The sequence below is a fragment of the Frigoribacterium sp. CFBP9029 genome, assembly GCF_034045305.1.
Classification (GTDB): Bacteria; Actinomycetota; Actinomycetes; order Actinomycetales; family Microbacteriaceae; genus Frigoribacterium.
Genome location: NZ_JAXCWB010000008.1, coordinates 108300 through 131559, shown reverse-complemented (window position 1 = coordinate 131559; position 23260 = coordinate 108300). Strand labels below are relative to the sequence as shown.

21 protein-coding genes are annotated in these 23260 nt (G+C 73.0%); 6 read left to right on the top strand and 15 right to left on the bottom strand.

Annotated elements, in window-relative coordinates:
• Window positions 1–41: 41 nt before the first annotated feature.
• From SOM11_RS11775 to SOM11_RS11750, 6 genes are all read right to left on the bottom strand, one after another.
• Entirely contained in the window at window positions 42–1220 is a 1179-nt protein-coding gene (locus SOM11_RS11775) for a glycosyltransferase (RefSeq protein WP_320478128.1), read from the bottom strand.
• Window positions 1217–2488 (bottom strand): hypothetical protein, encoded by a 1272-nt coding sequence (locus SOM11_RS11770; RefSeq protein ID WP_320478127.1) that lies wholly within the window; start codon window positions 2486–2488, stop codon window positions 1217–1219. Before SOM11_RS11770 ends, SOM11_RS11775 begins: the two co-directional genes overlap by 4 nt.
• 5 nt (window positions 2489–2493) lie before the next feature.
• Window positions 2494–3726, bottom strand: a complete 1233-nt coding sequence (locus tag SOM11_RS11765) for a hypothetical protein (RefSeq protein ID WP_320478126.1) — start codon at window positions 3724–3726, stop codon at window positions 2494–2496.
• A complete protein-coding gene (locus SOM11_RS11760; RefSeq protein ID WP_320478125.1) occupies window positions 3723–4862 on the bottom strand; it encodes a glycosyltransferase in 1140 nt (379 codons plus the stop codon). Before SOM11_RS11760 ends, SOM11_RS11765 begins: the two co-directional genes overlap by 4 nt.
• 8 nt (window positions 4863–4870) lie before the next feature.
• A complete protein-coding gene (locus tag SOM11_RS11755; protein ID WP_192061562.1) occupies window positions 4871–6127 on the bottom strand; it encodes a nucleotide sugar dehydrogenase in 1257 nt (418 codons plus the stop codon).
• Window positions 6128–6218: 91 nt separating this feature from the next.
• Window positions 6219–6626 (bottom strand): DUF3151 domain-containing protein, encoded by a 408-nt coding sequence (locus tag SOM11_RS11750; protein WP_320478124.1) that lies wholly within the window; start codon window positions 6624–6626, stop codon window positions 6219–6221.
• A gap of 100 nt (window positions 6627–6726) precedes the next feature.
• Between SOM11_RS11750 and SOM11_RS11745 the strand changes: the two genes are divergently transcribed.
• Window positions 6727–8802 carry a glycosyltransferase gene (locus tag SOM11_RS11745; protein WP_320478123.1) on the top strand — a complete coding sequence of 692 codons (2076 nt, stop codon included), beginning with the start codon at window positions 6727–6729 and terminating at the stop codon, window positions 8800–8802.
• Here the strand turns inward: SOM11_RS11745 and SOM11_RS11740 are convergent.
• Window positions 8768–9421, bottom strand: coding sequence for a TrmH family RNA methyltransferase (locus tag SOM11_RS11740; RefSeq protein WP_192061565.1), 654 nt, complete (start codon window positions 9419–9421; stop codon window positions 8768–8770). The genes SOM11_RS11745 and SOM11_RS11740 overlap by 35 nt on opposite strands.
• A gap of 110 nt (window positions 9422–9531) precedes the next feature.
• Between SOM11_RS11740 and SOM11_RS11735 the strand changes: the two genes are divergently transcribed.
• On the top strand, window positions 9532–10344 hold the full coding sequence (locus tag SOM11_RS11735) for an HAD-IIA family hydrolase (protein ID WP_192061566.1): 813 nt from the start codon (window positions 9532–9534) through the stop codon (window positions 10342–10344).
• Between the two features lie 28 nt (window positions 10345–10372).
• On the opposite strand, the gene SOM11_RS11730 is transcribed toward SOM11_RS11735, so the two are convergent.
• From SOM11_RS11730 to pyrE, 5 genes are all read right to left on the bottom strand, one after another.
• A complete protein-coding gene (locus SOM11_RS11730; RefSeq protein ID WP_320478122.1) occupies window positions 10373–11410 on the bottom strand; it encodes a ketoacyl-ACP synthase III in 1038 nt (345 codons plus the stop codon).
• Window positions 11407–12078, bottom strand: a complete 672-nt coding sequence (locus SOM11_RS11725; RefSeq protein ID WP_320478121.1) for a NeuD/PglB/VioB family sugar acetyltransferase — start codon at window positions 12076–12078, stop codon at window positions 11407–11409. The genes SOM11_RS11730 and SOM11_RS11725 overlap by 4 nt, the downstream gene beginning before the upstream one ends.
• Complete coding sequence (locus SOM11_RS11720) at window positions 12075–12302, bottom strand: acyl carrier protein (protein ID WP_243213886.1); 228 nt, start codon at window positions 12300–12302, stop codon at window positions 12075–12077. Before SOM11_RS11720 ends, SOM11_RS11725 begins: the two co-directional genes overlap by 4 nt.
• A 125-nt stretch (window positions 12303–12427) precedes the next feature.
• Window positions 12428–14413 (bottom strand): hypothetical protein, encoded by a 1986-nt coding sequence (locus tag SOM11_RS11715; RefSeq protein WP_320478120.1) that lies wholly within the window; start codon window positions 14411–14413, stop codon window positions 12428–12430.
• On the bottom strand, window positions 14410–14961 hold the full coding sequence (pyrE, locus tag SOM11_RS11710; RefSeq protein WP_320478119.1) for an orotate phosphoribosyltransferase: 552 nt from the start codon (window positions 14959–14961) through the stop codon (window positions 14410–14412). Before pyrE ends, SOM11_RS11715 begins: the two co-directional genes overlap by 4 nt.
• Window positions 14962–15070: 109 nt before the next feature.
• On the opposite strand from pyrE, the gene SOM11_RS11705 reads away from it, so the two are divergent.
• Entirely contained in the window at window positions 15071–15907 is an 837-nt protein-coding gene (locus tag SOM11_RS11705) for an exodeoxyribonuclease III (RefSeq protein ID WP_320478118.1), read from the top strand.
• 13 nt (window positions 15908–15920) lie between these two features.
• Here SOM11_RS11705 and SOM11_RS11700 read toward each other — a convergent pair whose 3' ends face one another.
• From SOM11_RS11700 to SOM11_RS11690, 3 genes are read right to left on the bottom strand one after another with little or no spacing between them, the layout of a single operon-like run.
• Window positions 15921–16841: an AEC family transporter gene (locus SOM11_RS11700; RefSeq protein ID WP_320478117.1), complete on the bottom strand. Its 921-nt coding sequence runs from the start codon at window positions 16839–16841 to the stop codon at window positions 15921–15923.
• Window positions 16842–16875: 34 nt separating this feature from the next.
• Window positions 16876–17586, bottom strand: a complete 711-nt coding sequence (locus SOM11_RS11695; protein ID WP_243213892.1) for a sugar transferase — start codon at window positions 17584–17586, stop codon at window positions 16876–16878.
• On the bottom strand, window positions 17579–18757 hold the full coding sequence (locus SOM11_RS11690; RefSeq protein ID WP_320478116.1) for a DegT/DnrJ/EryC1/StrS family aminotransferase: 1179 nt from the start codon (window positions 18755–18757) through the stop codon (window positions 17579–17581). Before SOM11_RS11690 ends, SOM11_RS11695 begins: the two co-directional genes overlap by 8 nt.
• 102 nt (window positions 18758–18859) lie before the next feature.
• Here SOM11_RS11690 and SOM11_RS11685 point away from each other — a divergent pair, with 102 nt between their 5' ends.
• The 3 genes from SOM11_RS11685 to SOM11_RS11675 all read left to right on the top strand — a co-directional run bounded on the left by SOM11_RS11685 (window position 18860) and on the right by SOM11_RS11675 (window position 23232).
• Entirely contained in the window at window positions 18860–19909 is a 1050-nt protein-coding gene (locus SOM11_RS11685; protein WP_320478115.1) for a low specificity L-threonine aldolase, read from the top strand.
• Window positions 19910–19993: 84 nt separating this feature from the next.
• On the top strand, window positions 19994–22504 hold the full coding sequence (locus tag SOM11_RS11680; RefSeq protein WP_320478114.1) for a M60 family metallopeptidase: 2511 nt from the start codon (window positions 19994–19996) through the stop codon (window positions 22502–22504).
• 125 nt (window positions 22505–22629) lie between these two features.
• Window positions 22630–23232, top strand: a complete 603-nt coding sequence (locus SOM11_RS11675; RefSeq protein WP_192061578.1) for a nitroreductase family protein — start codon at window positions 22630–22632, stop codon at window positions 23230–23232.
• The last annotated feature ends 28 nt before the right edge of the window (window positions 23233–23260 follow it).

Here is a 23260-nt window from a genome sequence, read left to right as displayed (position 1 = left end):
CCGTCCCCGCCCACTCAGCCGACGCAGCCGACTCAGCCGACTCAGCGGAGGAGGGCGCGCAGCTCGGTCTCGTAGGCGGCGCAGACGTCGCTCCACGCGTAGTGCCTCCGGGCCCGCCGCCGCCCCGCCTCGCCCAGCTCGGCCCGTCGCCCGGGGTCGTCGAGCAGATCCGTGACGGCGAGGGCGATCGCGCCGGGCTCGGGGGCGACGAAGACGCCGGCCGCGCCGAGCACCTCGCGGTTGTACACGGTGTCGCGGGCCACGACCGGGGCGCCGCAGATCATCGCCTGCACGAGTGCCGGGTTCGTGCCGCCGACGCTGTGCCCGTGGAAGTACACGCCCGCGTTCCGCCAGAGGGCGAAGAGACGGCGGTCGTCGCGGAGGTGCCCGAGGTGCACGATCTTCGGCGAGCGCGCCGCCAGCTCGGCCACGCGGTCGTCTAGCTCGCCGCCGTAGCCGCTCGATCCGACGATCACCACGGTGTGCCGGCGAGCGACGACCTCGGCCGCCGCGACGAACTCCGCCACCGTGTTCTCGGGGACGAAGCGGGCGACGAACAGCGCGTATCCGCCCGGCTCGAGGTGGTCGTCGGCGATCGACAGCTCGGCGGTGACGGGGTCGGGTTCGTCGGCTCCGTAGGGCACGAAGACCCCGTCGACCCCGAACTCGTCGAGCCAGCGACGCTCGATCTCTCGGGCGTCGCAGACGATGCGGTCCGCCCAGCGCGCCGTCGCCATCGCCCCGCCGCGGAAGACCGCGCGCGCGACGCGACCCCACTTGGCGCGCTCCCACTCGATGCCGTCGACGTTGACCAGCGTCGGGACACCGCGCCAGCGCAGCAGCGGCAGCCAGAAGCCGTTCGCGCAGTTCATCACCAACGCGACGTCGGGGCGCCTCCGCACGGCGTCGACGATCGCGGTGAACCCGTAGGTCAGCGTGCTGAGCGACCGGGTCTCGAGCCCCCTGGTCTCGCGGCGCAGGATGCGCGGGTCGGCGCCATCGGCGCTCGTCGCCCCGGGTCGACCGTAGACGGTGACGTCCCACCCGGCGTCGGCGAGCGCGGGGGCGAGTCGGCGGACGGCCGTCTCGAACCCGCCGTAGTGGCTGGGGTAGCCGCGAGTCCCGATCACCGCGACTCGGGGGCGCCGCCCGGACGGGTCGAGGGGGCCGCCCGGGATCGCGGCGGCAGGACGACGGGACGGGTGGCGGGTGGGTGTCATGCGAGGCTCTCCGGTCGGTGGGGGTCGGGCACGGTCGGTCGGCCCGCGAGCGCCGTCGCCCCGGCGGCGAGGACGGTCATAGAAGGCCAGAAGACGTAGTCGAAGGTCACGAGCATCCCGACGAAGACGGCGCAGAGGGCCCGGGCGAGGGGATCGCGCGTCGCGAGGGCGACGACGAGCACGGCGATCATCAGGGCGACGCCGATCACCCCCTGCGTGGCGAGGGTGGTGACGAGCTGGTTGTCGAGCACCCAGAACCCGTCTTGGGGGAACAGCCCCTCGTCGTAGAGCCGCTCGACCGTGCCCACGCCGCTGCCGAACAGGACCTCGGCGAACGGGCGACCGAGGAGGCGCGGCACCGATCGGAGGGTCCCGGCCCGGTTCTCGTACGAACCGGACGACAGGAACCGGTCGGACGCCACACCGAGCTCGTCGACGAACACGACGACGACGACCACGACCCCGAGGAGCGCCGCCGCGGCACGGACGACCCCGCGCCCCTCGGTGGCCGACACGATCAGCACCGCGACGGCGAGCACGGCGGCGAGCACGATGCTGCGACTGCCCGAGAGGAGCATCCCGGCGACGAGGGCCGAGCCGACGAGCACCCTGACCGGGCCGGGGACGCGGCGCCGCGCGGTGATCGTCACCACGAAGGCCACGCAGAGCACGACCCCGTAGGGGATGGGGTGCCCGAGCGTACCCTGGACCCGCTCGAGCCCGCCGGGCAGGAGCGTGTTCACCAGCACGTACGCGTTCACGTCGCGGTGGCGCAGCCCCCAGGGCACCGGGTCGCCCGTGACGAACTCGACGACACCGAGCGCGACCTCGAGCAGGCCGAGCACGACGACGCCGACCCCGAGCACTCGGAGGTCGGTCTCCGTCACGCGCAGCAGGCACCACGCTGCGCCCACGGCGAGCAGGCCCACGCGCACCGTCAGACCGATGGCCTCGGGGTAGCCGACGGCGGTGGTCACGAGGGCGAGGGCGAACGACGTCGCCGTCAGCCCGACGACGATGACGCCTCGACGCCTCACGGGTGCCCCCGGCAGCACCGCGGCGACGGCCAGCAGCACGATCGCGCCGTGGACGGCCCCGGTGCGGACGCTCTCGGGGGCCGCCGACGACGCCGTGCCGACGAGCAGCCCGAGGGCGACCACGAGGAGGGCGCCGCGGCGTGCGGCGGAGGGCACGAGCAGAGCCCCGACCACCATGACGGCCAGGACGATCAGCCCCGTGGCGACGACGCCCGGGACGGTCGCCGGCATGCCGCTCACGCGACGGCCCCCGAGGAGGCGCGGTGCGCGCGGACGAGGAGGGGCACCACCACCGCCGCCTGCACCCCGATCGCGACGGCCTCGGCCGCCGCGAGACCCGCGAGGGCGCCGGTCGCGCCGCCGATCGCTCCGCCCCACAGCACGCCCGTCACGCCGACCACGGCTGCTGCCGTCGCCGCGGTCGTCGTCGTGCGGACCGCGTCGAGGGTCACGAGGGCGAGCCCGAACGCCCTCGACTGGCAGGTCAGGGCGACGAGCAGCGCCGTCGCGACGACCGAAGACCCCTCGACCGTGACGGCACCCGTGAAGACGACCGCCACGACGGGCGGCATGGCCGTCAGCACCGCGACGGCCGACGCCGCGGCCAGACCGGCGTTGAGGACGAGCGACGCGACCGTGCGGCGCGCGGCCACCGTCTCGTCGGGCGAGCCGACCCAGACCTGGAGTCGCTGGGGCACGACCGCGACGATGCCGAGCCCCGCGCGGGCCAGCCGGTCCACGGCGGCGAAGGCGGCCACTGAGCCGGGCGCGACTGCCTGCAGCAGCGCGGCCGGCAGGGTCTTGTACAGCGCGGTGACACCCCGCCCGGCGGTCACCACGAGCTGCCCGCGGACGATCGACGGCACGGCCAGCAGACGCTCGCGGGCCGGAGCGACCCGGACGCCCGCCGCCCGCGCGGTGGCGACCAGCGTGACCGTCACGGCGAGCAGCGAGGCGAGGCCGTACGCCTCGAGCGGTCCGCCAAGGGCGATGACCCCGGCGGCCGCCAGGGCGAGGACGACCCGCGGCAGGGCCTCGCAGAGCAGCGTCAGCCCCGGTCGGCCGAGACCCACGAAGAGCCAGGTCGGGCTGAGCGCACCACCGGCGACGCCGAGGGTCAGCAGCACCGCCGCCCCGCGGTGCTCGTCGACGAGCAGCGTCACGGTGACGACCGCGACGGGCGCGAGGACGGCGAGCGCGACGAGGCGAGAGGCGAGGGCGTCGTGGTGGATCTCGGCGTGCCTCTGCGGATCGCGCGCGACGCGCTGCGGGCCGACGACCACCCAGCCGAGCTCGGCGACCACGGCGACAGCGGCCCCGACGGACAGGGCGACGGCGCAGACCGCCCAGCCGTCGGCCCCGAAACGCGTCGTCACGGCCGGCACGACGGCGAACGGGGCGAGTGCGACGACGACGGGCGAGGCGCCGTAGAGCAGCAGGGTCGTCAGGTGCCCGACGAGGTGCCTCACCGTCCGACGCCCGGGACGCCCCGGTGCGCCCGCTCGCCGAGGTGCGCGCCGAAGTGGGCGTCGAGTCGAGCGAACCCGCGTGCGACGAGGGCCTCGAGCGCCGGTGCGATCGGTGCGGCTCGCTCGTCCGAAGCGATCGCCGAGGCTGCGACGGCGCCGGTGCCGCTCGGGCGCCCGCGCCTCTCGGCCACGTCGATCAACGCGGCGGCCAGGGAGGCGGCGTCGCCCGGCTCGGTCTGGACGAGCAGCGGCCCCACCACGGCCTGCAGCTCGTCGAGCGCCGCGCTGCGCTGCGTGACGACCGTCCGCCCGGAGGCGAGGCCCTGCCAGACCTTGTTGGCGACGACCGAGAGCGCCTTGGGCGAATCGCCGAAGACGCCGAGCACCACGTCGCTCCGCCCGATCAGGGCGGGGAGCTCGCTCTCGGCGACGGGGTCGACGAACCGGCAGGAGGCGCGGAGACCGTTCCGCTCGACGAGCCGGCGGATGCCGTCGCGGCGGGGTCCTCCCCCGACGAGCATCAGCTCGACCGGGCGTCGCCGCCGCACGAGGGCGAGCGCCTCCACGACCCTCTCGGTGCCGTGCAGGGGGATGTAGTTGCCGTAGTAGAGCACCCGGAGGACATCCGAGGGCGGGGGCGGCGGCAGATCACGGGCCCAGGCGGGGGCCCCGACGGGGAGGGCGACGACGGGGGTCGACCCGGCCGCGGGGCGGAGCGCCTCGGCGCGGGGCTCCGTGTCGATGAGGACCACGTCGGCGAGCCGGACGGCGAGCCGATCGAGCAGCCGCAGCCGCAGCGCCCGTGCCGATCTCGGCGGGACGACCCCCCAGTCGAGCACCGCCGTCTCGTGCAGCCCGATGAAGCGGTCGACCACGAGGCGGGCGCCCCGTGCTCTCGCCACCAGCCAGGCCCACGGCGCATGAGTCGTCCGCATCTCGGCCAGCACCACGACGTCGGCGTCACGGGAGCCCTGCCAGAGACCCCGGGCGTCGGCGAGCGCCCGGGTGAGGCGCGAGCCGTGCCGCCGGCGGGCGACGACGGTGATCTGCGCACCGAATCGATCGGCCAGGTAGGCGCGGATGCGCGCGTTGCGGGGGTACGCGACGTCGTGGACGCCGTAGTAGAGGACTCTCACGGCCCGCCTCAGAGGGCGACGACGTGGTCGCCCGTCAGCACGTGGCGGGTGTCGAAGGTGGGCACGCCGTGCAGGAGCGACAGGTCGACGCCGTCGTGATCGGTGACGACGACGGCGGCGTCGACCTCGGCCACCACGTCGCGGACGAGATCGACCCGGCGGATGCCCGCGGGCCAGTAGCGCTCGTGCACGTGCGGGTCGACGGCGACGACCTCGGCGCCCTGCTGCAGCAGGGACTGGGCGATCTTCAGCGCCGGCGCCTCGCGCACGTCGCCGGAGTTCTTCTTGTAGGCCAGACCCACGAGCAGCACGCGCGACCCGCGGACCGATCGAGAGCAGTCGTTGAGCATCGATTGGACCCGCTCGACGACGTGGTCGGGCATGTGCTCGTTGACGTCGTTCGCCAGATCGACGAACCGGAACGGCTGACCCAGCTGGCGACGCACCTGCCACGACAGGTAGCTCGGGTCGATCGGCAGGCAGTGCCCGCCGACGCCCGGGCCGGGGGTGAAGCGCATGAAGCCGAACGGCTTCGTGGAGGCCGCGTCGATGGCCTCCCACACGTCGACGCCGAGGCGGTGGGCGAACACGGCGAGCTCGTTGACCAGCGCGACGTTGACGTGGCGGAAGGTGTTCTCGAGGAGCTTCGTCAGCTCGGCTTCGCGGGTGCCCGAGACCGGGACCGTGCGGAGGACGAGGTCGTCGTAGAACCGCGTGACGGCCGCCAGCGAGGCGGCGTCGATGCCCGAGACCACCTTGGGGGTCTCGACGAAGCCCCACTTGCGATTGCCCGGGTCGATGCGCTCGGGGCTGTACCCGACGTGGAAGTCCCGCCCGGCGCGGAGCCCGGAGCCGTGCTCGAGCAGGGGCACCACGAGCTCCTCCGTCGTGCCCGGGTACGTCGTCGACTCGAGGATGACGGTGGCGCCGTGCCGCAGTCGCCCCGACAACGACCTCGAGGCGCTCTCCACGAACGAGAGATCGGGCAGCCCGTCTCGGAGCGGCGTGGGGACGGTGATGACCGCGACGTCGAAGGCCTCGCCGATCTCGTCGTAGTCGGCGGTGACCCGGTAGCGACCCGAGTCGGAGGCCGCCCGGAGGGCCTCGTCGGTGACGTCGTCGACGTACGACGAACCCGCCAGGAGACCGCCGATGCGATCCAGGTCGAGATCGACGCCGACCACCCGGTACCCGACCTCGACCGCCCGCATGGCCAAGGGCAACCCGACGTACCCCTGCCCGACGACCACGACTGTGCTGCTCATGTCAACGCCCCTCTCGACGCCCCCTCGTGGGGAGTCTGGGACGATCTAAGCACAGACGATATAGCAACCGAAGAATATTACATGGGGCTGTTCATGACTCGATGCCGTCGACGGCCGCCGGGTCGGCGTCGTGCAGGAAGGTCGCGAGGCGCTCGACCTCGGAGGTCTCGCCGATGGCCGCCGCGCCCCGACGCAGCGCGTAGAGGGAGCGGAGCACCCCGCGGTTGGGCTCGTGACTCCACGGGACGGGGCCCTGGCCGCGCCAGCCGGCGCCGCGGAGCGCGTCGAGTCCGCGGTGGTAGCCGACCCGTGCGTAGGCGTAGGCCTCGAGATGGGCCCCTCGCGCCTCCGTCTCGTCCGACAGGAGAGCCCAGGCCAGCGACGACCGAGGATGCGCGGCCGCCACCTCGGCGCGGGTCATGGTCTCGAGGGCGGCCAGCACCTCGGGCTCGGCGGGCAGGAGCGTCTCGGGCACGCCGAGGAGGTTCTGAGAGGGCATGCGGATCAGGTTATCCGGCGACGGGGCTGATCGCCTGACCCTTCCGATCGGCAGTATTTCATGTAAAGTATCTCATGTTTGCCGATCTGACTGGAGAATGATGTCCGAGCCCCACGAGCCCCTCGTATCCGTCGTCATCCCCGCCATCGCCGTCGACGACCATCTGCTCCAAGCGGTCTCGTCGGCGCTCGGCCAGACCTGGTCGCGGCTCGAGGTCGTCGTGGTGCTCGACGGGGCGACGGGGGACGAGAGCGACCTGCCGGTCGACCCGCGCCTCCTCGTGGTCCGCCTCGAACGACGGAGCGGGACGCCCGTCGCCCTTAACACGGGGATCGCCGCATCGCACGGCGAGTTCGTCGCCCGCCTCGACGCGGACGACCTGGCCGAGCCCCAGCGCATCGCGCGGCAGATGTCGGCCTTCGCGTCGCGACCCGAGCTCGTGGCCCTCGGGTCGTCCGTCACGGTCGTCGACGCCGACGGGGCACCCCTCCGGCACCTCGTCGCCCCCACCGGGCCCGATCTCCGACGCTTGCTGCTCACGCGGAACGCCCTGACGCACTCGGCCACGACCTACCGCCGCTCGGCGTTCGACCTCGTCGGCGGCTACGACACGCGCTGCACGCGCATGCAGGACTACGACCTGTGGCTCCGCCTCGCGACCGTCGGCCCGATCGACAACGTGCCCGAGGCGCTCATCTCCTACCGCGTGCACGACGGGCAGCACAGTCGGCGGACTCCGCCGTGGGGCCCGGCGACCCGCAGCGTGCTCGCCGGCCGACGCCGACTCGCGGCCGCGCTCGGCTCGCCGCCGGCGGCCCAGCGGGCCCGCGACGCGGTGTGGATCGCCGCCCAGTTCGTGCGTCACGTGGGCCTCCGCCGCCCCCGGTACCTCCCCTCCCGGCTGACGCGTGGTCCGCGCCGGGGCGTGCTGCTCGTCACGACCGCCGACGGCAGCCTCGACGTGCTCTACGCGGGTCAGCTGCGGCGCTGGATCGCGCGAGGCGTCGGCCCGCTCGCGGTCGCCTCCGCCGACACGGGCCGTCTGGCGGCGGTCGGGCGCCGGGAGCGCGTGGCGACGCACGCGCTCCCCCTCGTCCGCGAGCCGGCTCCCGTCGACGACGTGAAGGCGCTCGGGGCGGCGACGAGGCTGCTGCTGCGTCTTCGCCCTGCCGTCGTGGTCTACGGAACGCCGAAGGCCTCGCTGGTCACGGCCCTGGCGGCGACGATCGCTCGGGTGCCCCGACGGGTCCATGTGCTGCACGGGCTCCGGCTCGAGACCCAGACGGGTCTCCCCCGTCGCATCAGCCTGCTCGCGGAGCGTCTCGTGGCCGTGCTGTCGACCGAGACGGTGGCGGTGAGCCGCCCCCTCGTCGACGTCTGCCGCGAGCTCGGCATCCCGACCGGCCGCACGACCGTGCTGGGCCACGGCTCGGTGGGCGGCGTCGACGTCGAGCGCTTCGAGGCGGCGGGTCGCGACCCCGAGCGGCGGCGCACCGTCCGGTCGGCGCACGGCCTCGACGACGACGACCTCGTCGTGGGCTTCGTCGGGCGGGCCTCCGTCGACAAGGGGCTCGTCGAGCTCGTCTCGGCGGTCGAGCGGCTCCGCCGGGAGGGCCTCGCCGCGCACCTCGTGATCGTGGGCCCCGACGAGGGCCTGGCCGAACTCCCGCCCGAGACCCGTCGGCTGCTCGGCCAGGAGGGGTTCGCCCTGCACGGTCCCGTCGACCACGCGTCCGAGGTGCTGGCCGCGTTCGACGCGTTCTGCCTCCCCTCGCACCGCGAGGGGCTGGGCTCGGTCGTGCTCGAGGCGAGCTGCGCCGGGGTGCCCGTCGTCGTGAGCGACGCCCCGGCCCTCGCCGAGGTCGTGAGAGACGGCGTCACCGGGCTCGTCGTCCCCCGACGGGACGACGTCGCGCTCGCGGACGCCCTCCGCACCGTCCTGACCGATCGGCGAGTCGCCTCGGCCCTCGCCACGGCCGCCGCAGCCTCGGTGGCCGAGCGCTTCGATCACCGCGACGTCTGGGATCGGGCCGCCGAGCACCTCCTCGGGCACCTCAGCGCGGCGGGCGCTGCGGGCGCCGCAGACCCGGCGAGCGCTGCGGACCTCGCCAGCGCCGCGGACCTCGCGGGCGCAGCGGGCGTCAGAACCGGTGCCGACGCACCCACGCGTGCATGACCACGGCGGCCGCCGCCGACGCGTTGATGCTGCGGGTCGAGCCGAACTGCGAGATCTCGAGCACGGCGTCGGAGGCCGCGATGGCCTCGTCGCTGAGACCCGGGCCCTCCTGACCGAAGAGCAGCACGCAGCGCTCGGGCAGGTCGAACGTCTCGATGGGCACCGATCCCTCGACGTTGTCGACCGCCAGGACGGGCAGCCCGGCCTCCCGCGACCACGCCAGGAAGGACGCGACGTCGGGGTGGTGCAGCACGTGCTGGTAGCGGTCGGTGACCATCGCCCCGCGCTTGTTCCACCGCCGCCGACCGACGATGTGGACGGTGTCGGCGGCGAAGGCGTTCGCGCTCCGCACGATCGACCCGATGTTCATGTCGTGCTGCCAGTTCTCGATGGCCACGTGGAAGGGATGGCGGTGCTCGTCGAGATCGGCGACGATCGCCTCCATCGTCCAGTACCGGTACCGGTCGATCACGTTGCGGGAGTCGCCGTCGCGGAGCAGCTCGACGTCGTAGCGCTCGTCGACGGGCCAGTCGGACTCGCCGCCCGGCCAGGGCCCCACGCCGTGCAGGGGCTGCAGGGCATCGGCCGGCGTCGGGTCGGAGGCGTCGTCCTGGGGCATCAGGCCAGGGTACGGGTGTCCGCGTCGAGGAGGCGCGCCTCCTGAGCTCCTGGAACGTCGCGTCGTGATGGCGAGGGCGGGAGCCGGGGGCACCTCAGTAAGGTGGCCGCATGGCTACCCGCGACGAAGTCGAATGCTGGCTCACCGACATGGACGGCGTGCTCGTGCACGAGAACCATGCTCTGCCGGGGGCGGCCGCACTGATCCAGCAGTGGCAGGACGAGGGCACCCCGTACCTGGTGCTGACGAACAACTCGATCTTCACACCGCGCGACCTCGCGGCCCGGCTGCGGGCCTCGGGGCTCGACGTGCCCGAGGAGCGCATCTGGACGTCCGCGCTCGCGACCGCCGACTTCTGCCGCTCGCAGATGCCGAACGGCTCGGCGTTCGTGATCGGCGAGGCCGGCATGACCACGGCGATGCACGAGGCCGGGTTCATCATGACCGAGACCGCCCCCGACTACGTCGTCGTGGGCGAGACGCGCAACTACTCGTTCGACGCCATCACCAAGGCCGTGCGACTGATCCGCAGCGGCTCGCGCTTCATCGTGACGAACCCCGACGCGACCGGACCGAGCGCCGAGGGGGTGCTGCCCGCCACCGGGGCCATCGCGGCGATGATCCAGGCGGCGACGGGGAAGTCGCCGTATGTGGTCGGCAAGCCGAACCCGATGATGTTCCGGTCGGCCATGAACCGCATCGGCGCGCACAGCGAGAACACGGCGATGATCGGCGACCGGATGGACACCGACATCATGGCGGGCATCGAGGCCGGCCTGCACACCATCCTCGTGATGACCGGCATCAGCGACCAGGCCGAGATCGAGCGGTACCCCTTCAGGCCGAACGAGATCCTGACCGGAGTGCACGAGCTCGTGCGGGCCGAGCCGGTCGAATCCGACGTCGTCCCGTCGGAGTTCTGACCCTCTGCTCGGCCCGCTCGACGGCGGATCAGAGGTCGACGACCACCGCCGCCCAGGACAGGCCGACGCCGAACCCGACGAACAGGGCCTTCTGCCCGCGGGACACCTGCCCGCTCGCCAGCCCGGCTTCGAGCGCCAGGGGGATGGACGACGACGTCGTGTTGCCCACGTCGTGCATCGCGACGACGAACCGGGCCGGATCGATGCCGAGCTTCTTGCGCAGGGTCTCGAGCATGAAGGCGTTCGCCTGATGCAGGACGAACACGTCGATGTCGTCCATCGTGAAGCCGGCCAGCTCGAGTGAGCGGTCGACGACCTCCGGGACCACCCGCAGCGAGAACGTGAACACCTCGGGGCCGTTCATGTAGAGGTCGCGCCCCGACGGCGTCAACCCGCGGGCCGCCGGCAGCGACTTCGGAGCGAGCACCGACGGGTCGGCGAACCCGCCACCGGGGACGATCAGGTGCTCCACCCCCGACCCGTCGGTGCCGTAGGCGAAACCGGTGAGGGCCGGCGCCTCCGCCGATGCCGTCACGAGGGAGGCGCTGGCGCCGTCGCCGAAGAGCGACCGCAGCTGCCGGTCGGCCGGGTTGATGAAGCGCGAGATCGTGTCGACCGTCACGAGCAGGATCGTCCGGGCCTGCCCCGACTCGATCAGGCCCTTCGCGACCCCGAGGGCGTAGACGTAGCCCGAGCAGCCCACGGTGAGGTCGAGCGCGCCCACATGGTTCCGGAGACCGAGCCGGTGCTGCACGAGAGAGGAGGTCGACGGCATGGTGAAATCGGGGCTCTGCGTGCAGAGGAGCAGGAAGTCGACGTCGTCGCGATCGACGCCGTGCTCGCGGAAGAGACGCTCGGCCGCGCCGACGGCCAGGTCGGACGAGGTCTCGCCGTCGACCACGTGGCGGCTGACGATGCCCGTCTTCGCCGCGAGGCGGTCGATGTTCTCGGGGGCGAATTCGCGGTTCAGCTCGTCGTTGTCGACGACCCGCGGGGGGACGAACGACGCGACCGGCCCGAGGGCGGCGTAGCGGAAGGGAGCCGAGGAGGCGCGGGTCGTGCTCATCGCGCCGCCCCCGGGAGCATCACGGCCGGCACCCCGAAGACCGTCGACCCGGGGCGGACCCGGCGGAGGACGACGCTGCCGGCGCCGACGCGGGCAGAGGCGCCGACCTCGACGCCCGGGCGCAGGATGGCGCCCGTGGCGACGAACGCCCGGTCGCCGACCGTCACCCCGCCGAGCAGGGCGGCCCCGCCGCTGACGGTGGCGACGTCGCCGACGACGACGTCGTGACCCAGGGCGGCGGACGTCTGGAGCCAGACGTGCGCCCCGACCGTCACATCGGTCGAGACCACGACGAACGGATAGACGACCGACCCCTCGCCGATGCTCGACCCCGGGAGGAGGACGGCGGTGTCGTGGACGAAGGTCGCGTAGACGGCCCCGGCGGCATCGAGCCGCTCGACCACGGACGCCCGCGACCGCGGCTCGCCGATCGCGCACAGCACGAGGTCGGACGAGTCGGGGACGTACGCGTCGATCGTGGAGACGACGGGTGCCGGAGACCCGGGTCGTTCGCCGGAGTCGTCGATGAAGACGACCTCGTCGATGCGCTGGTCGGCGAGGAACCTCGGCGACGACCGCACCATGGCGAGCAGCTCGCGGCCGGCCCCGCCGGCGCCGACGAGGACGAGGCGACGACGCGTCTCGACGGGATCGAGACCCCCGGTCACGCGATGACGGGTGCGGTCAGGGCCTGGACGTCGGCCAGCGTGACGCAACGAGCCAGCGCCTCGGCGTCGACGACGACACCGCACGCGGAGTCGGCCTCGGCGATGAACATCGCGTTGGAGAGGGAGTCCCAGCCGATGTCGGAGAGGCGGTCGGTCAGTGCCACGGAGCCGGGCTCGGCGTCGACGAGATCGGCGGCGAGGGTGAGCAGGTCGGTGTCGTTCATGTGTCCTCACGGGGTCGAGGAGCACGGCTGTGCCCCGACCATCATGCTACCCGTGGTACATGTATTTCACAATATCAATCCTCACTTTCCGTGAGGCGCACCGGTCGGCCCGGAGGGCGGCCGGTTCAGAGCAGGGCCGAGACCACCGCCTCGGGTCGCATCATCGCGTCCGACGCGACGTCGGCCAGCACCGCCGGGCCGCCGGTGGAGGCCGCCTCGGGTGCGGCGAAGGCCGATCCGACGAGGAGGAACAGGACCAGCAGGGCGAGCACGACGACGACACCGGCCGCCACCCCCAGCAGGATCTTGCGTTCGCGAGGCCACGCCTCGATGCCGCCACCCGAGGAGGTGCGGCGAGGCCGGGTCTCGTCACCGCGCCTCCTCGGACCGGGCTCGTCGATCGGGGCCGACGACCCGGATGGGGCGGAGAAGCCGGCGAAGGGGTCGGACTCGGGCTCCGGCGCCGCCGAACCGCGACGTCGCGGCCCGGGCTCGTCGTCGTCGCCGAACAACGGGACGAAGGGCGCATCGGACGGCGTCGACCGTGCCCGGCGAGGCAGGACCGAGGTCGCGGCGTCGTCGGCCGGCTCGTCGTCGACGACGTCGTGCTGCCCACGCTCGGAAGGGTCGTGCGCGCCTCGCCTCGCGCTGGACTCCGAGTCGTCGGAATCGACGGGGTCGACTTCGTCGGAGAGCGACCACGAACCGGCAGGCAGGGTCTCGGCGGAGTCCGGTTCGGCGACGGGCTGGCGGACGATGCCGAGGATCTCGGTGAACGTCGGTTCGTACTCGTCGTCGCGGTCGGAGGGCGACGGATCGCCTGCGGCGTCGCGCGGAGCCGGTTCGGGCGCAGTCGCCGCGGGCGCCACGGCCGGCGGGGGCAGCTGACCCGCCGCCTCGGCGAGACGTCGCTCGCGGCGCGTCATCTCGTGGTGCTCCTCCACCCACCAGGGGTCGGCCGACGAGGCGGCGGCCGGCGTCGTCGCGCCGACGGGGGCCGCGTCGGAGTCGCGGCCGGGGGTCTGGACGGACTCGGGACGGGATGCGGGCTCGGGCTCGGGCTCGGGCTCGGGTGTGGGATCGCGTGCGGGCTCGGGCTCGGGTGCAGGTTCGGCCTCGGCCTCGGCCTCGGGTGCAGGCTCGGCCGCGGGCTCAGGCTCAGGTGCCGCCTCGGCCTCAGGCTCCGGCGGAGTGCCGGAGGGGGCCTCAGACACCGGCAGCGCCCGGGTCTCGTTCAGAGGTGCGGGCTCGGGTGGATCGACGACGGGAGGGGCGTGGTCGACGACCCGCTCCTCCTCGGGGCGGTCGTCGGCGGGCAGGGTGAACGCCCGGGTCTCGGCGTCGGAGGTCACGATGTCGTGCGCCTGCGTCGGCGGCAGGTCGTCTTCGAGGTGCGGCTCGGGCACCGGCTCAGGCTCAGGCCCCGGCTCGGGCTCGGGCTCGGAGGGCAGCGCGCTCCAGTCGAAGGTGCGCGGCTCGGCGGCGAGGTCGGACGCGGTCGGAGTCGTGAGGATCGCGGTGAACGGGCCCGGCTCGTCCGTGGACGGAGAGCGCGGAGGATCGGCAGGAGCCGAGGGGGCCGGCGACGATGCGGGCGCGGGGGTCTCGTGCGGGGGCTGCTGCTCGCGAGACGGAACCGCGGGGGCCTCGCGCTCGTCGGCCGCAGCCTCAGAGGCGTCGGACGGAGGTTCGGTCGGGGTCGGCTCGGCCGAGGCGGCCCGGCGCAGCGCCGCGAGATCGAGCGCCATGGGGTGCCCGGAGCTGCGCGAGACGGTCGACTCGTCGGTCGGCGCCGGGGGGACGGGCAGGGACGGTGCGCGGCGCGGCACGACGGGGACCACCGGGACGGACGCGGCGACGGCGCTGGGCGACGAGGGCTCGGGGTCAGTCTCAGGGGTGGGGGACATCGCAGGCCGGATCTGCAGCTCGGGCTCTGACGGCTCCGTCACCGGCTCCGCCGCCGCCTCCGGAACGGGTTCGGGCTGCTCGGTGTCGTCGGGCTCGGGCTCGGGCTCGGGCTCGGGCTCGGGGCCACCGAACTGCGCGGCGAGCCAGTCGGCGGGGTCGCGCTCGGCATCGTCGGCGTCGCGACCGGTGGCCTCGTCGGTCACGGCCGCAACCCGAGATCGTCGAGATCGATGGCGGCGAGATACGGGTAGCCGGCGGCCTCGATGACCTCGCGGGCGCCGGTGCTGCGGTCGACGACGACGGCCACGGCGGCGATCTCGGCGCCGACGGCCTCGAGCGCCTTGGCGGCCGCGAGCGGCGAGCCGCCGGTCGTCGACGTGTCTTCGAGCACGACGACCCGCTTCCCGGCGAGCTCGGGGCCCTCGACCTGCTTGCCCCGCCCGTGGTCTTTGGGCTCTTTGCGGACCACGAACGCGTCGTAGTCCTTGCCGAGGGCGGCACCCTGGTGCAGCACGGCGGCGGCGATCGGGTCGGCGCCCATGGTCAGACCGCCGACGGCGAAGACGTCGGGGACCTCGTCGATGAGGTCGACCATGACCCGGCCGATCAGCGGAGCGACCCGGTGGTCGAGGCTGACCTTGCGGAGGTCGATGTAGTAGGTCGCCTTCTTGCCGCTCGTCAGAGTGAAGTCGCCGTGGAAGACGGCTTCGGAGCCGATGAAGTCGATGAGCTGTGTGCGTGCGTCGGTCACGCGCCCAATGGTACGGCAGACCCCTCCACAGGCACCGGCTCGGCCTCCTGGCGACCACGGGGGCGGCGTCACGGGACCGGCACCGCGCCTCCCCGGTAGCGTGGTCGGCATGCGAGTCGCCACCTGGAACGTCAACTCCGTCCGCGCCCGAGTGGGCCGTGTCGTCGACTGGCTGGTGCGCGAGGACATCGACGTCGTCGGCCTGCAGGAGATCAAGTGCAAGCCCGAGCAGTTCCCGTTCGACGCGTTCCGCGAGGCGGGCTACGAGGTCGAGCTGCACGGCCTCAGCCAGTGGAACGGCGTGGCCTTCGCCAGCCGCCTGCCGATGGACGACGTCGAGATCACCTTCCCCTCGCAGCCCGGCTTCGCCAAGGGCCAGGAGGGCCCCGATCAGCCGAAGGAGGCCCGCGCCATCGGCGTCACCGTCGAGGGGGTCCGACTCTGGAGCCTCTACGTGCCCAACGGCCGCGAGCTCGGCGACCCCCATTACGACTACAAGCTCGACTGGCTGTCGAAGCTCGCCGCCGAGACCCGGGCATGGCTCACCGAGAAGCCCGATCTGCCCCTGGCCCTGATGGGCGACTGGAACGTCGCGCCTCTCGACGCCGACGTCTGGGACATGTCGGTCTTCGAGGGCAGCACGCACGTCAGCGCTCCGGAGCGCGAGGCCTTCGCCCGGTTCGAGCAGGTCGGCCTCACCGACGTCGTCCGCCCGCGGATCCCCGAGGGCTACACCTACTGGGACTACAAGCAGCTCCGGTTCCCGAAGAACGAGGGCATGCGGATCGACTTCATCATGGGCTCGAGCGCGTTCGCCGACCTCGTGACCTCGGCCGCCATCCACCGCGACGAGCGGAAGGGCGACGCCCCGAGCGACCACGTGCCCGTCGTGGTCGACCTCGACCTCGACACCGAGCTGGACGACGATCGGCCGATGATCTTCTGATCGGGGGCGCAGGCTACGCGAGCAGCGCCGCGATGACGACGAGCACCGGCACCGCGACGATGGTCGTGACGAGCACCGTGTCGCGGGCGACGACCACCCCCGTCCGATAGCGCTGCGCGTAGTTGAAGACGTTCTGCGCCGACGGCAGCCCGGCCAGCACGACCGCCACGAACAGCTCGTGCCCCTCGAAGCCGAAGACGAACGAGCCCAGCAGCCACGCGACGAGCGGCATCACGCCGAGCTTCAGCACGGTCGCGAGCACGACGTCGGCGCGACCCTCGCGGGCCTGCAGCGGTCGGGACCCGACGAGCGACATGCCGAACGAGATCAGCACCACGGGCACCGCGGCGCCTCCGACGAGCACGAACGGCTGCATCACGGCCTCGGGGATCTCGAACCCGGTCACGGCGACGACGACGCCGAGGGCCGACCCGATCAGCAGCGGGTTCGTGAACGGCCGCGCGATCGTCCGGCCGAGGCTGCTGCCGCGATTGGTGGCGGTGTCCATGACGGCGAGCACGATCGGCGTGAGCACCAGCAGCTGGAACAGCAGGACGGGCGCGACGAACGTGGCGCTGCCCAGCACGTAGGTGGCGACGGGCAGACCGATGTTGTTCGCGTTCACGTACGCGCCTCCCATCGTCCCGATGGCGGTCTCGGCCGCCGACCTCTTCAGCACGAGCTTCAGCACCAGCACCGAGATCACGGCCGCGACGAGCGACGCGGCGGCGCTGACCACCAGGAGGCGCGAGAACAGCAGATGGACGTCGGCCTGCGAGATCGTCGTGAACAGCAGGCAGGGCGTCAGCACGAAGAACACCATGCGCGACAGCACGTGGTGCCCCTGCGGCCCGAGGAGGTCGATGCGGCCGACGACGTAGCCGACGGCGATCACCGCCCCGATGATCCCGAACCCGATCAGCACTCCGCCCATGCACCCATCTTGGTGCAGACGGCAGGCGACGCGGTCAGGCCGTGCGCTCGCCCGACCCTCGGAACTCCGTCATGGTCGCGACACCGTCGGCCGAGACCCCCTCGCGCGACAGGACCACGCGCACCGTCCGCAGGAGGATCCGCGCGTCGAGCAGCGGGGACGCCTCGTCGACGTAGCGGACGTCGAGGGCGAGGCGGTCCTCCCACGGGATCGCATTGCGGCCGGCCACCTGCGCCAGCCCGGTCAGCCCGGGGGCGACCTCGTGCCTCCTCGCCTGCCGCGGGGTGTAGCGGTCGAGGTAGATCGGCGGCAGAGGCCGCGGGCCGACGAGACCCATGTCGCCCCGGACGACGTTGACGAGACCCGGCAGCTCGTCGAGGCTCGTCGACCGCAGCAGAGCACCGAACCGCGTCAGACGGTCGGCGTCGGAGACGAGCCCCCGGCTCGGATCGACGGGCAGCATGCTGCGGAACTTCCAGAGTCGGAAGACCCGGCCGTCTCGACCCGCACGGTCTTGACGGAAGAGGATCGGGCGACCGAGCCGCAGGGCGACCGCCGCGGCCGTCACGAGCAGCACGGGCGACAGCACGACGAGGGCGAGGGAGGCGGTGGTCGCCTCGAACGCCCGCCGCGCGACCCGCGCAGGACGTGAGCGCCAGGCCGCACGCGAGCGCCAGCCCGCACGCGAGACCCCGGTCGGCCGGGTGGTCGGGGCGGCGCGACGCGTCGGCGCCCCGTCACGCACGGACGCCCGCCGCATCGAGAGCGACCGACAGGCGTGAGCAGACCCGGTCGAGATCGTCGTCGTCGAGCACGGAGCCGCTCGGCAGACTGAGGCCCCGGTCGAACAGCGACTCCGCAGCACCCGTCACCAGGTGCCCGTTCGACGCGAACACCGGCTGCAGATGCAGGGGCTTCCAGAGGCGGCGGGTCTCGATCGCATCCGCCGCGAGGGCGGTTCCGACGATCGCGACGGCGGCGGGGTCGTCGAAGACGAGCGACGTCAGCCAGGCGTTGTCGGCGTGGCCGGCGTGGCCGGCGGTGAGGCCGCCGTCGGACCCGGCGTCGAGCCCGCCGTCGTGCAGCAGTCGCACACCGGGTCGACCGGCGATCAGCGATCGGTATCGCTCGCGGATCACGTGCCGCCGGGCGATCATCTCGCCGAGTCTGGAGAGCTGCGCCCGACCGAGAGCCGCCAGGACGTTGCTGAGCCGGTAGTTGTAGCCGATCTCGTCGTGCTCGTAGTGCGCCACCGGGAGGCGCGCCTGACTCGCTACGCGCCGCGCATCGGCCGCGAGCTCGGCGTCGTCGGTCAGCAGCATGCCGCCGCCCGAGGTGGTCATGATCTTGTTCCCGTTGAACGACACGGCCGAGGCGCGGCCGAACGAGCCCGCCGGACGCCCGTGGCGGCTCGCCCCGAACGACTCGGCGCTGTCGCAGAGCACCGGTACGCCGTGGGCCTCGGCGACCGCGCCGATCCGCTCGAGGTCGGCCACCTGCCCGTAGATGTCGACCGGCAGCACGGCCGAGACGGCCTTCCCCGAGGCGGCGAGCGCCGTCAGCGCCTCGTCGAGCAGATCGGGGCACAGGTTGCCGGTCTCAGGGCTGCAGTCGACGAAGTAGGGCACGGCGCCGGCGTGGACGGCGGCGTTGGCCGTGGCGGCGAAGGTGAACGAGGTCGTCACGACGAGCGAGCCCGGGAAGACGCCGAGACCGCGGAGGCCGAGATGGAGGGCCGCCGTGCCGGAGGACAGGGCGACGCCGTGACCCGCCCCGACCCGGTCGGCCACCTCGCGCTCGAAGGCGTCGACCTCGGGGCCGAGCGGTGCGACCCAGCCCGAGCGGAGCGCGCGGTCGACGGCGTCGCGCTCGGCCTCGCCGATGTCGGGTGCGGACAGATGGATTCGCGACGCCATGGGTCTCCTTATGTATGTGACATACGGATATTACACGTGACGGAGGCTCACGTCGAGGGCCGACCCGCGCCTCCTCGGCTCGCGGTGGTCGATGATGGAGGGGTGACGCGACTCCACGACCCCTCGGCCCATTCGTTCGCCTCCGACAACTACGCGGGGGCACACCCCGAGGTGCTGCAGGCCCTGATCGACGCGAACGGCGGCCATGTCGGCTCGTACGGCGCCGACCCCTACACGCGGAGGCTCGCCGAGGTCGTCGTCGAGCAGTTCGGCGAGGGTGCCTCGATCGACCCGGTGCTGACCGGCACGGGCGCCAACGTGGCCGCGCTGCAGGCGCTGACGCCCCGCTGGGGCGCCGTGATCTGCGCGACGACGGCCCACGTCTACACCGACGAGGGCGGTGCGCCCGAGCGCCTCGGCGGCATCAAGCTGCTGACCGTGCCGACGCCGGACGGCAAGCTCACCCCCGAGCTGATCGACCGCCAGGCGCACGGCCGCGGCGACCAGCAGCGCCCCCAGCCGCTCGCGGTGACCATCACGCAGAGCACCGAGCTCGGCACCGTCTACACGCCCGACGAGCTGCGGGCGATCACCGACCACGCGCACTCGCTCGACATGCGGGTGCATCTCGACGGCGCCCGCCTCGCCAACGCGGCGGCCTCGCTCGGCGTGCCCCTGCGGGCGATCACCCGCGACGTCGGCGTCGACTCCGTCTCGTTCGGCGGCACCAAGAACGGCCTCGTGCTCGGCGAATCGATCGTGACCTTCACCGAGGAGGCGCGGGCCGGCCTGGTCTTCCTCCGCAAGATGGACGCGCAGCTGCTCTCGAAGATGCGGTTCGTCTCGGCGCAGTTCCTGGCGATGCTCGACGACGACCTGTGGCTGCGGTCGGCCACGCAGGCGAACGCCATGGCCGCCCGACTCGCATCCGGCCTGGCCGACCTGCCGGGAGTCACGATCACGCAGGCGGTCGACGCGAACGCCGTGTTCGTGGTGCTGCCCCGGCACGCGGTCGAGCCCCTGCGCGAGCTGCACCGCTTCTACGACTGGAACCGCGCCTCCGGCGAGGTCCGACTGATGTGCTCGTTCGACACGACGCCCGAGCAGGTGGATCGACTCGTGGCCGATGCGGCCGCGCTGCTGCGCCCATGATGACATTTCTGCATATGTAATATGTGATGTAACATGAGGTCTTGTTCAGATCCGGCGTCCCGACGCCCCGAACCGAGGACCCTCATGACATCGCTCCGCCTGCGCAACGCTCTGACCGCAGGGCTCGTGCTCGCCCTCGCCGCCCCACTGGTCGTGGCGTCGAGCCCGCATCCGCCCGCGGCCGCGACCTCGGCGTCGGCCGCGACCGCGGCGACGCTCTTGTCCGACGCCGTGCCCGGCGGCCCCCGTCCGACCTCGATCCGCCTCAGCGACGACGACGCGTCGACCACCGTGCTCGTCCACGGGCTCGGCTCCGCGAGCCAGGCGCAAGGCCGCGAGAACCGGTCGATGCGCCACAGCGACCGCCAGCCGACCGGGCGCTTCGCGTCGAACGGCGACACCCTGACCGTGACCGTCCCCGACGACGCCCCCGCCATGTCGATCGCCATCGGCCTGTTCGGGCCGCACGCGGCGTACAACGACGGAGCCGACCGCGGCCAGTGGTCGAGCGCGCTCACCCCGGGCGTGAACACGATCACCGCACCCCTCGACGGCATGGTGCACCTGACCAGCACCGTCGAGGGCGGTTCCGCCGACGTGATCGTCGAGGGCGGACGCCCCGTCCCGGTGTTCATCGCCGGTCAGACCACGAACGAGGCGCTGCGAGCCGAGATGACGCGCCTCGCCGACGCCCCGTTCGTCCAGGTGATCGGCGACCGCTTCTTCGGGGACTTCCAGACCGATGCGACGGGCACGGTGATCGTCCGGGTCGACATGGAGACCCGGGTCGCCGAACTCGACCACGCCGTCGAGGTCACGAACCGCACCTACGGTCTGCGCGACGACGGAACCGGACTCGCCCGCAAGTCCGGTCACCGCATCTACGTCGCGGCGCCGGACACCGGCGGCGGCTACGCGAGCGCGACGCACGAGCGCGTGAACTTCCCCGTCCGGACGGGGGCCGCAGGCGACCTCTTCCGTGCCTCCGCAGACGACCAGTGGGGCTGGTGGCACGAGGTCGGTCACACCTATCAGACCCCGACCTTCAACTGGGCCGGTCAGGGCGAGGTGCTCGTCAACCTCTCGCCCCTCCACATCCAATCGAGCAACGGGTGGCCGAACCGACTCGACCGCATGGTGGGCGGCTTCGACTCGTTCTTCGCGCAGCCGGTCGAGGAGCGGGTGTACATGTCGGAGGGCAACGTCTGGACTCGGCTCTTCCTCTACGACCAGCTGCGCCGGGCGTTCGGCGACGACTTCTACCCCCGGGTGAACCAGGAGTACCGCGTCATGCGCGCCCTGGGCGAGCAGCAGCCCTCGGGCGCCGAGGCCCAGCGGCAGCTGTTCGCGGTGACGACGTCGCGCGTCGCCGACCGGGACCTCTCCGAGTACTTCCGACAGTGGGGCTTCGCTCTGGACGACGAGACGAAGGCCGCCCTCGCCGAGCTGCCGCCCCTGCAGAACCCGATCTGGGAGAACCGGCTGTCGACCGAGCCCGTCGTCGAGCGCGCGGTGCCCGCGTACACCGTCCCGGTGGGCGCGCTCGACGCCGTCGACGAGTCGGTCACCCTCGGTCAGCGCGCCCTCGTGACACCGCCGACGACGCGCGACCTCCGCGACTCCGACGGCGCCGGCGAGGTCGAGGTGCTCGGCACGAGCCTCGACGCGGCGGGTGTCGGCACGGGCGCGGGCGCGGCACGTCTCACCGCCGTGAACGACACCGGCGTCCGCGAGGTCCTCTCGACGCCGGTGACCGTCACCCCCGGCTCTTCCTTCCAGTTCAGGGGCCGGCAGGACCGCGTCGTCGCGACCCTCGCCCTCGAGCCGACGACCGACGAGCTCCGGATGACGGCGGGGACGACCTACACGGCGCACTCGGACTTCGGCGCCGACGAGTACGTCGGAGCGACCGTGTACGACGCCCGGGGTCGCGAGCAGGGGTCCTTCTCCGTCGCCGGGCGCGACACCGCCCATGCCGCCGCCGCGGCGTTCGACGGGACCTCCGTCGGCGAAGGCTCGTACATCACGATCCGCCACCGGGAGGCGGGCAGCCGGCTGTCGCGCTGGGACGCCGACAGCCCCGTCGGGCGGAACGACGCGAGGACGCAGCACTACCGGGTGGTCGACGACCGCCTGACCGCCGTCGACTCCGTCCCGACCGCGCCCGACGGCTCGATCTCCGCCGTGCCGGCGAACGGCACGGTGCTGCTGAGCCGCGGTTCGTCGACCGCCGTCCCCGTCACGATGGAGGCGGTGGACCGGGTCACGTCGCTCGAGACCGAGCTCGTGCTCACGGCCCCTGCGGGCACCGTGTTCTCCGGATCGCAGGAGGCGCTGGTCACCGAACTGCGCCTCCCCGGCCGGTCGTGGGCCGCCACCGGCAGCATCACCGCCACGGACGGCGTGCCGAGCGACGACGGTCGGACGCTGACGCTCACGGTCCGCGGGGCGAGCGGGCTCGATCTGCCCGACGGCGCGCGTCTGCGCTGGACACCCGTGGTCGCCGTCCCCGACGAGGGGGCGCCGATCGGCGGCGGCCTCGACTGGACCCTGACGGGCACCGCCGGGGGTGCGGCGGTCGCGACCGGGAGCTGACGACGGGCCGTGCGCAAGACGGCGGGCGAGGAGGCGCGGGAATGACGGGTGCACCCTGATGCGTTACAGGATCGGCGGCCCGATGACGCGCCTCCTCGCCCCGTCCCCCAGCAGAAAGACGCGCCATGTCGATCACCGAGACCACCTCGTCCACCGCCGCCCGCACCGCCGTCACCAGCGTCCCGATCGTCAGCGAGCTCGCCGAGCGCTGGAGCCCGCGCTCGTTCGACGCCGCCGCCACGGTCAGCGACCAGCAGCTCGACGCCCTGCTCGAGGCCGCCCGCTGGGCGCCGTCGGCCAACAACAGCCAGCCGGCGCGCTTCGTCGTCGCCCGACGTGGCACGCACCACTTCGACACGATCGTCGACGCCCTCGTCGGGTTCAACGCCGGCTGGGCCGTGAACGCGTCCGCCCTGATCGTCGCGATCGCCGAGACCTCGTCGGTCGAGGGCGACCTGCGCCCCACCGCCGAGTACGACCTCGGCCAGGCCGTCGCCCACCTCTCGGTCCAGGCGCAGGCCGAGGGTCTGCACACCCACCAGATGGCCGGCGTCGAGTTCGAGCGCATCGTCGCGGCGTTCGACCTCGCCGAGAACCTCAAGCCGATGACGGTCACGGCGGTCGGCGTCGTCGACAGCGCCGACAAGCTGGCCGACGCCCTCGCCGAGCGCGAGACGGCGCCCCGCACGCGCCTGCCCCTCGGCGAACTCGTCGTCGCCCGCAGCTAGGACCCCGGCGAGGCCGCCCGCCTGATGG

What these genes read in the sequence shown, in the direction of transcription:
- SOM11_RS11775 (WP_320478128.1), bottom strand. Translation starts at nt 1,220, where the DNA reads ATGACACCCACCCGCCACCCGTCCCGTCGTCCTGCCGCCGCGATCCCG.
- SOM11_RS11770 (WP_320478127.1), bottom strand. Translation starts at nt 2,488, where the DNA reads ATGCCGGCGACCGTCCCGGGCGTCGTCGCCACGGGGCTGATCGTCCTG.
- SOM11_RS11755 (WP_192061562.1), bottom strand. Translation starts at nt 6,127, where the DNA reads ATGAGCAGCACAGTCGTGGTCGTCGGGCAGGGGTACGTCGGGTTGCCC.
- SOM11_RS11750 (WP_320478124.1), bottom strand. Translation starts at nt 6,626, where the DNA reads ATGCCCTCTCAGAACCTCCTCGGCGTGCCCGAGACGCTCCTGCCCGCC.
- SOM11_RS11745 (WP_320478123.1), top strand. Translation starts at nt 6,727, where the DNA reads ATGTCCGAGCCCCACGAGCCCCTCGTATCCGTCGTCATCCCCGCCATC.
- SOM11_RS11740 (WP_192061565.1), bottom strand. Translation starts at nt 9,421, where the DNA reads ATGCCCCAGGACGACGCCTCCGACCCGACGCCGGCCGATGCCCTGCAG.
- SOM11_RS11735 (WP_192061566.1), top strand. Translation starts at nt 9,532, where the DNA reads ATGGCTACCCGCGACGAAGTCGAATGCTGGCTCACCGACATGGACGGC.
- SOM11_RS11730 (WP_320478122.1), bottom strand. Translation starts at nt 11,410, where the DNA reads ATGAGCACGACCCGCGCCTCCTCGGCTCCCTTCCGCTACGCCGCCCTC.
- SOM11_RS11720 (WP_243213886.1), bottom strand. Translation starts at nt 12,302, where the DNA reads ATGAACGACACCGACCTGCTCACCCTCGCCGCCGATCTCGTCGACGCC.
- SOM11_RS11705 (WP_320478118.1), top strand. Translation starts at nt 15,071, where the DNA reads ATGCGAGTCGCCACCTGGAACGTCAACTCCGTCCGCGCCCGAGTGGGC.
- SOM11_RS11700 (WP_320478117.1), bottom strand. Translation starts at nt 16,841, where the DNA reads ATGGGCGGAGTGCTGATCGGGTTCGGGATCATCGGGGCGGTGATCGCC.
- SOM11_RS11690 (WP_320478116.1), bottom strand. Translation starts at nt 18,757, where the DNA reads ATGGCGTCGCGAATCCATCTGTCCGCACCCGACATCGGCGAGGCCGAG.
- SOM11_RS11680 (WP_320478114.1), top strand. Translation starts at nt 19,994, where the DNA reads ATGACATCGCTCCGCCTGCGCAACGCTCTGACCGCAGGGCTCGTGCTC.
- SOM11_RS11675 (WP_192061578.1), top strand. Translation starts at nt 22,630, where the DNA reads ATGTCGATCACCGAGACCACCTCGTCCACCGCCGCCCGCACCGCCGTC.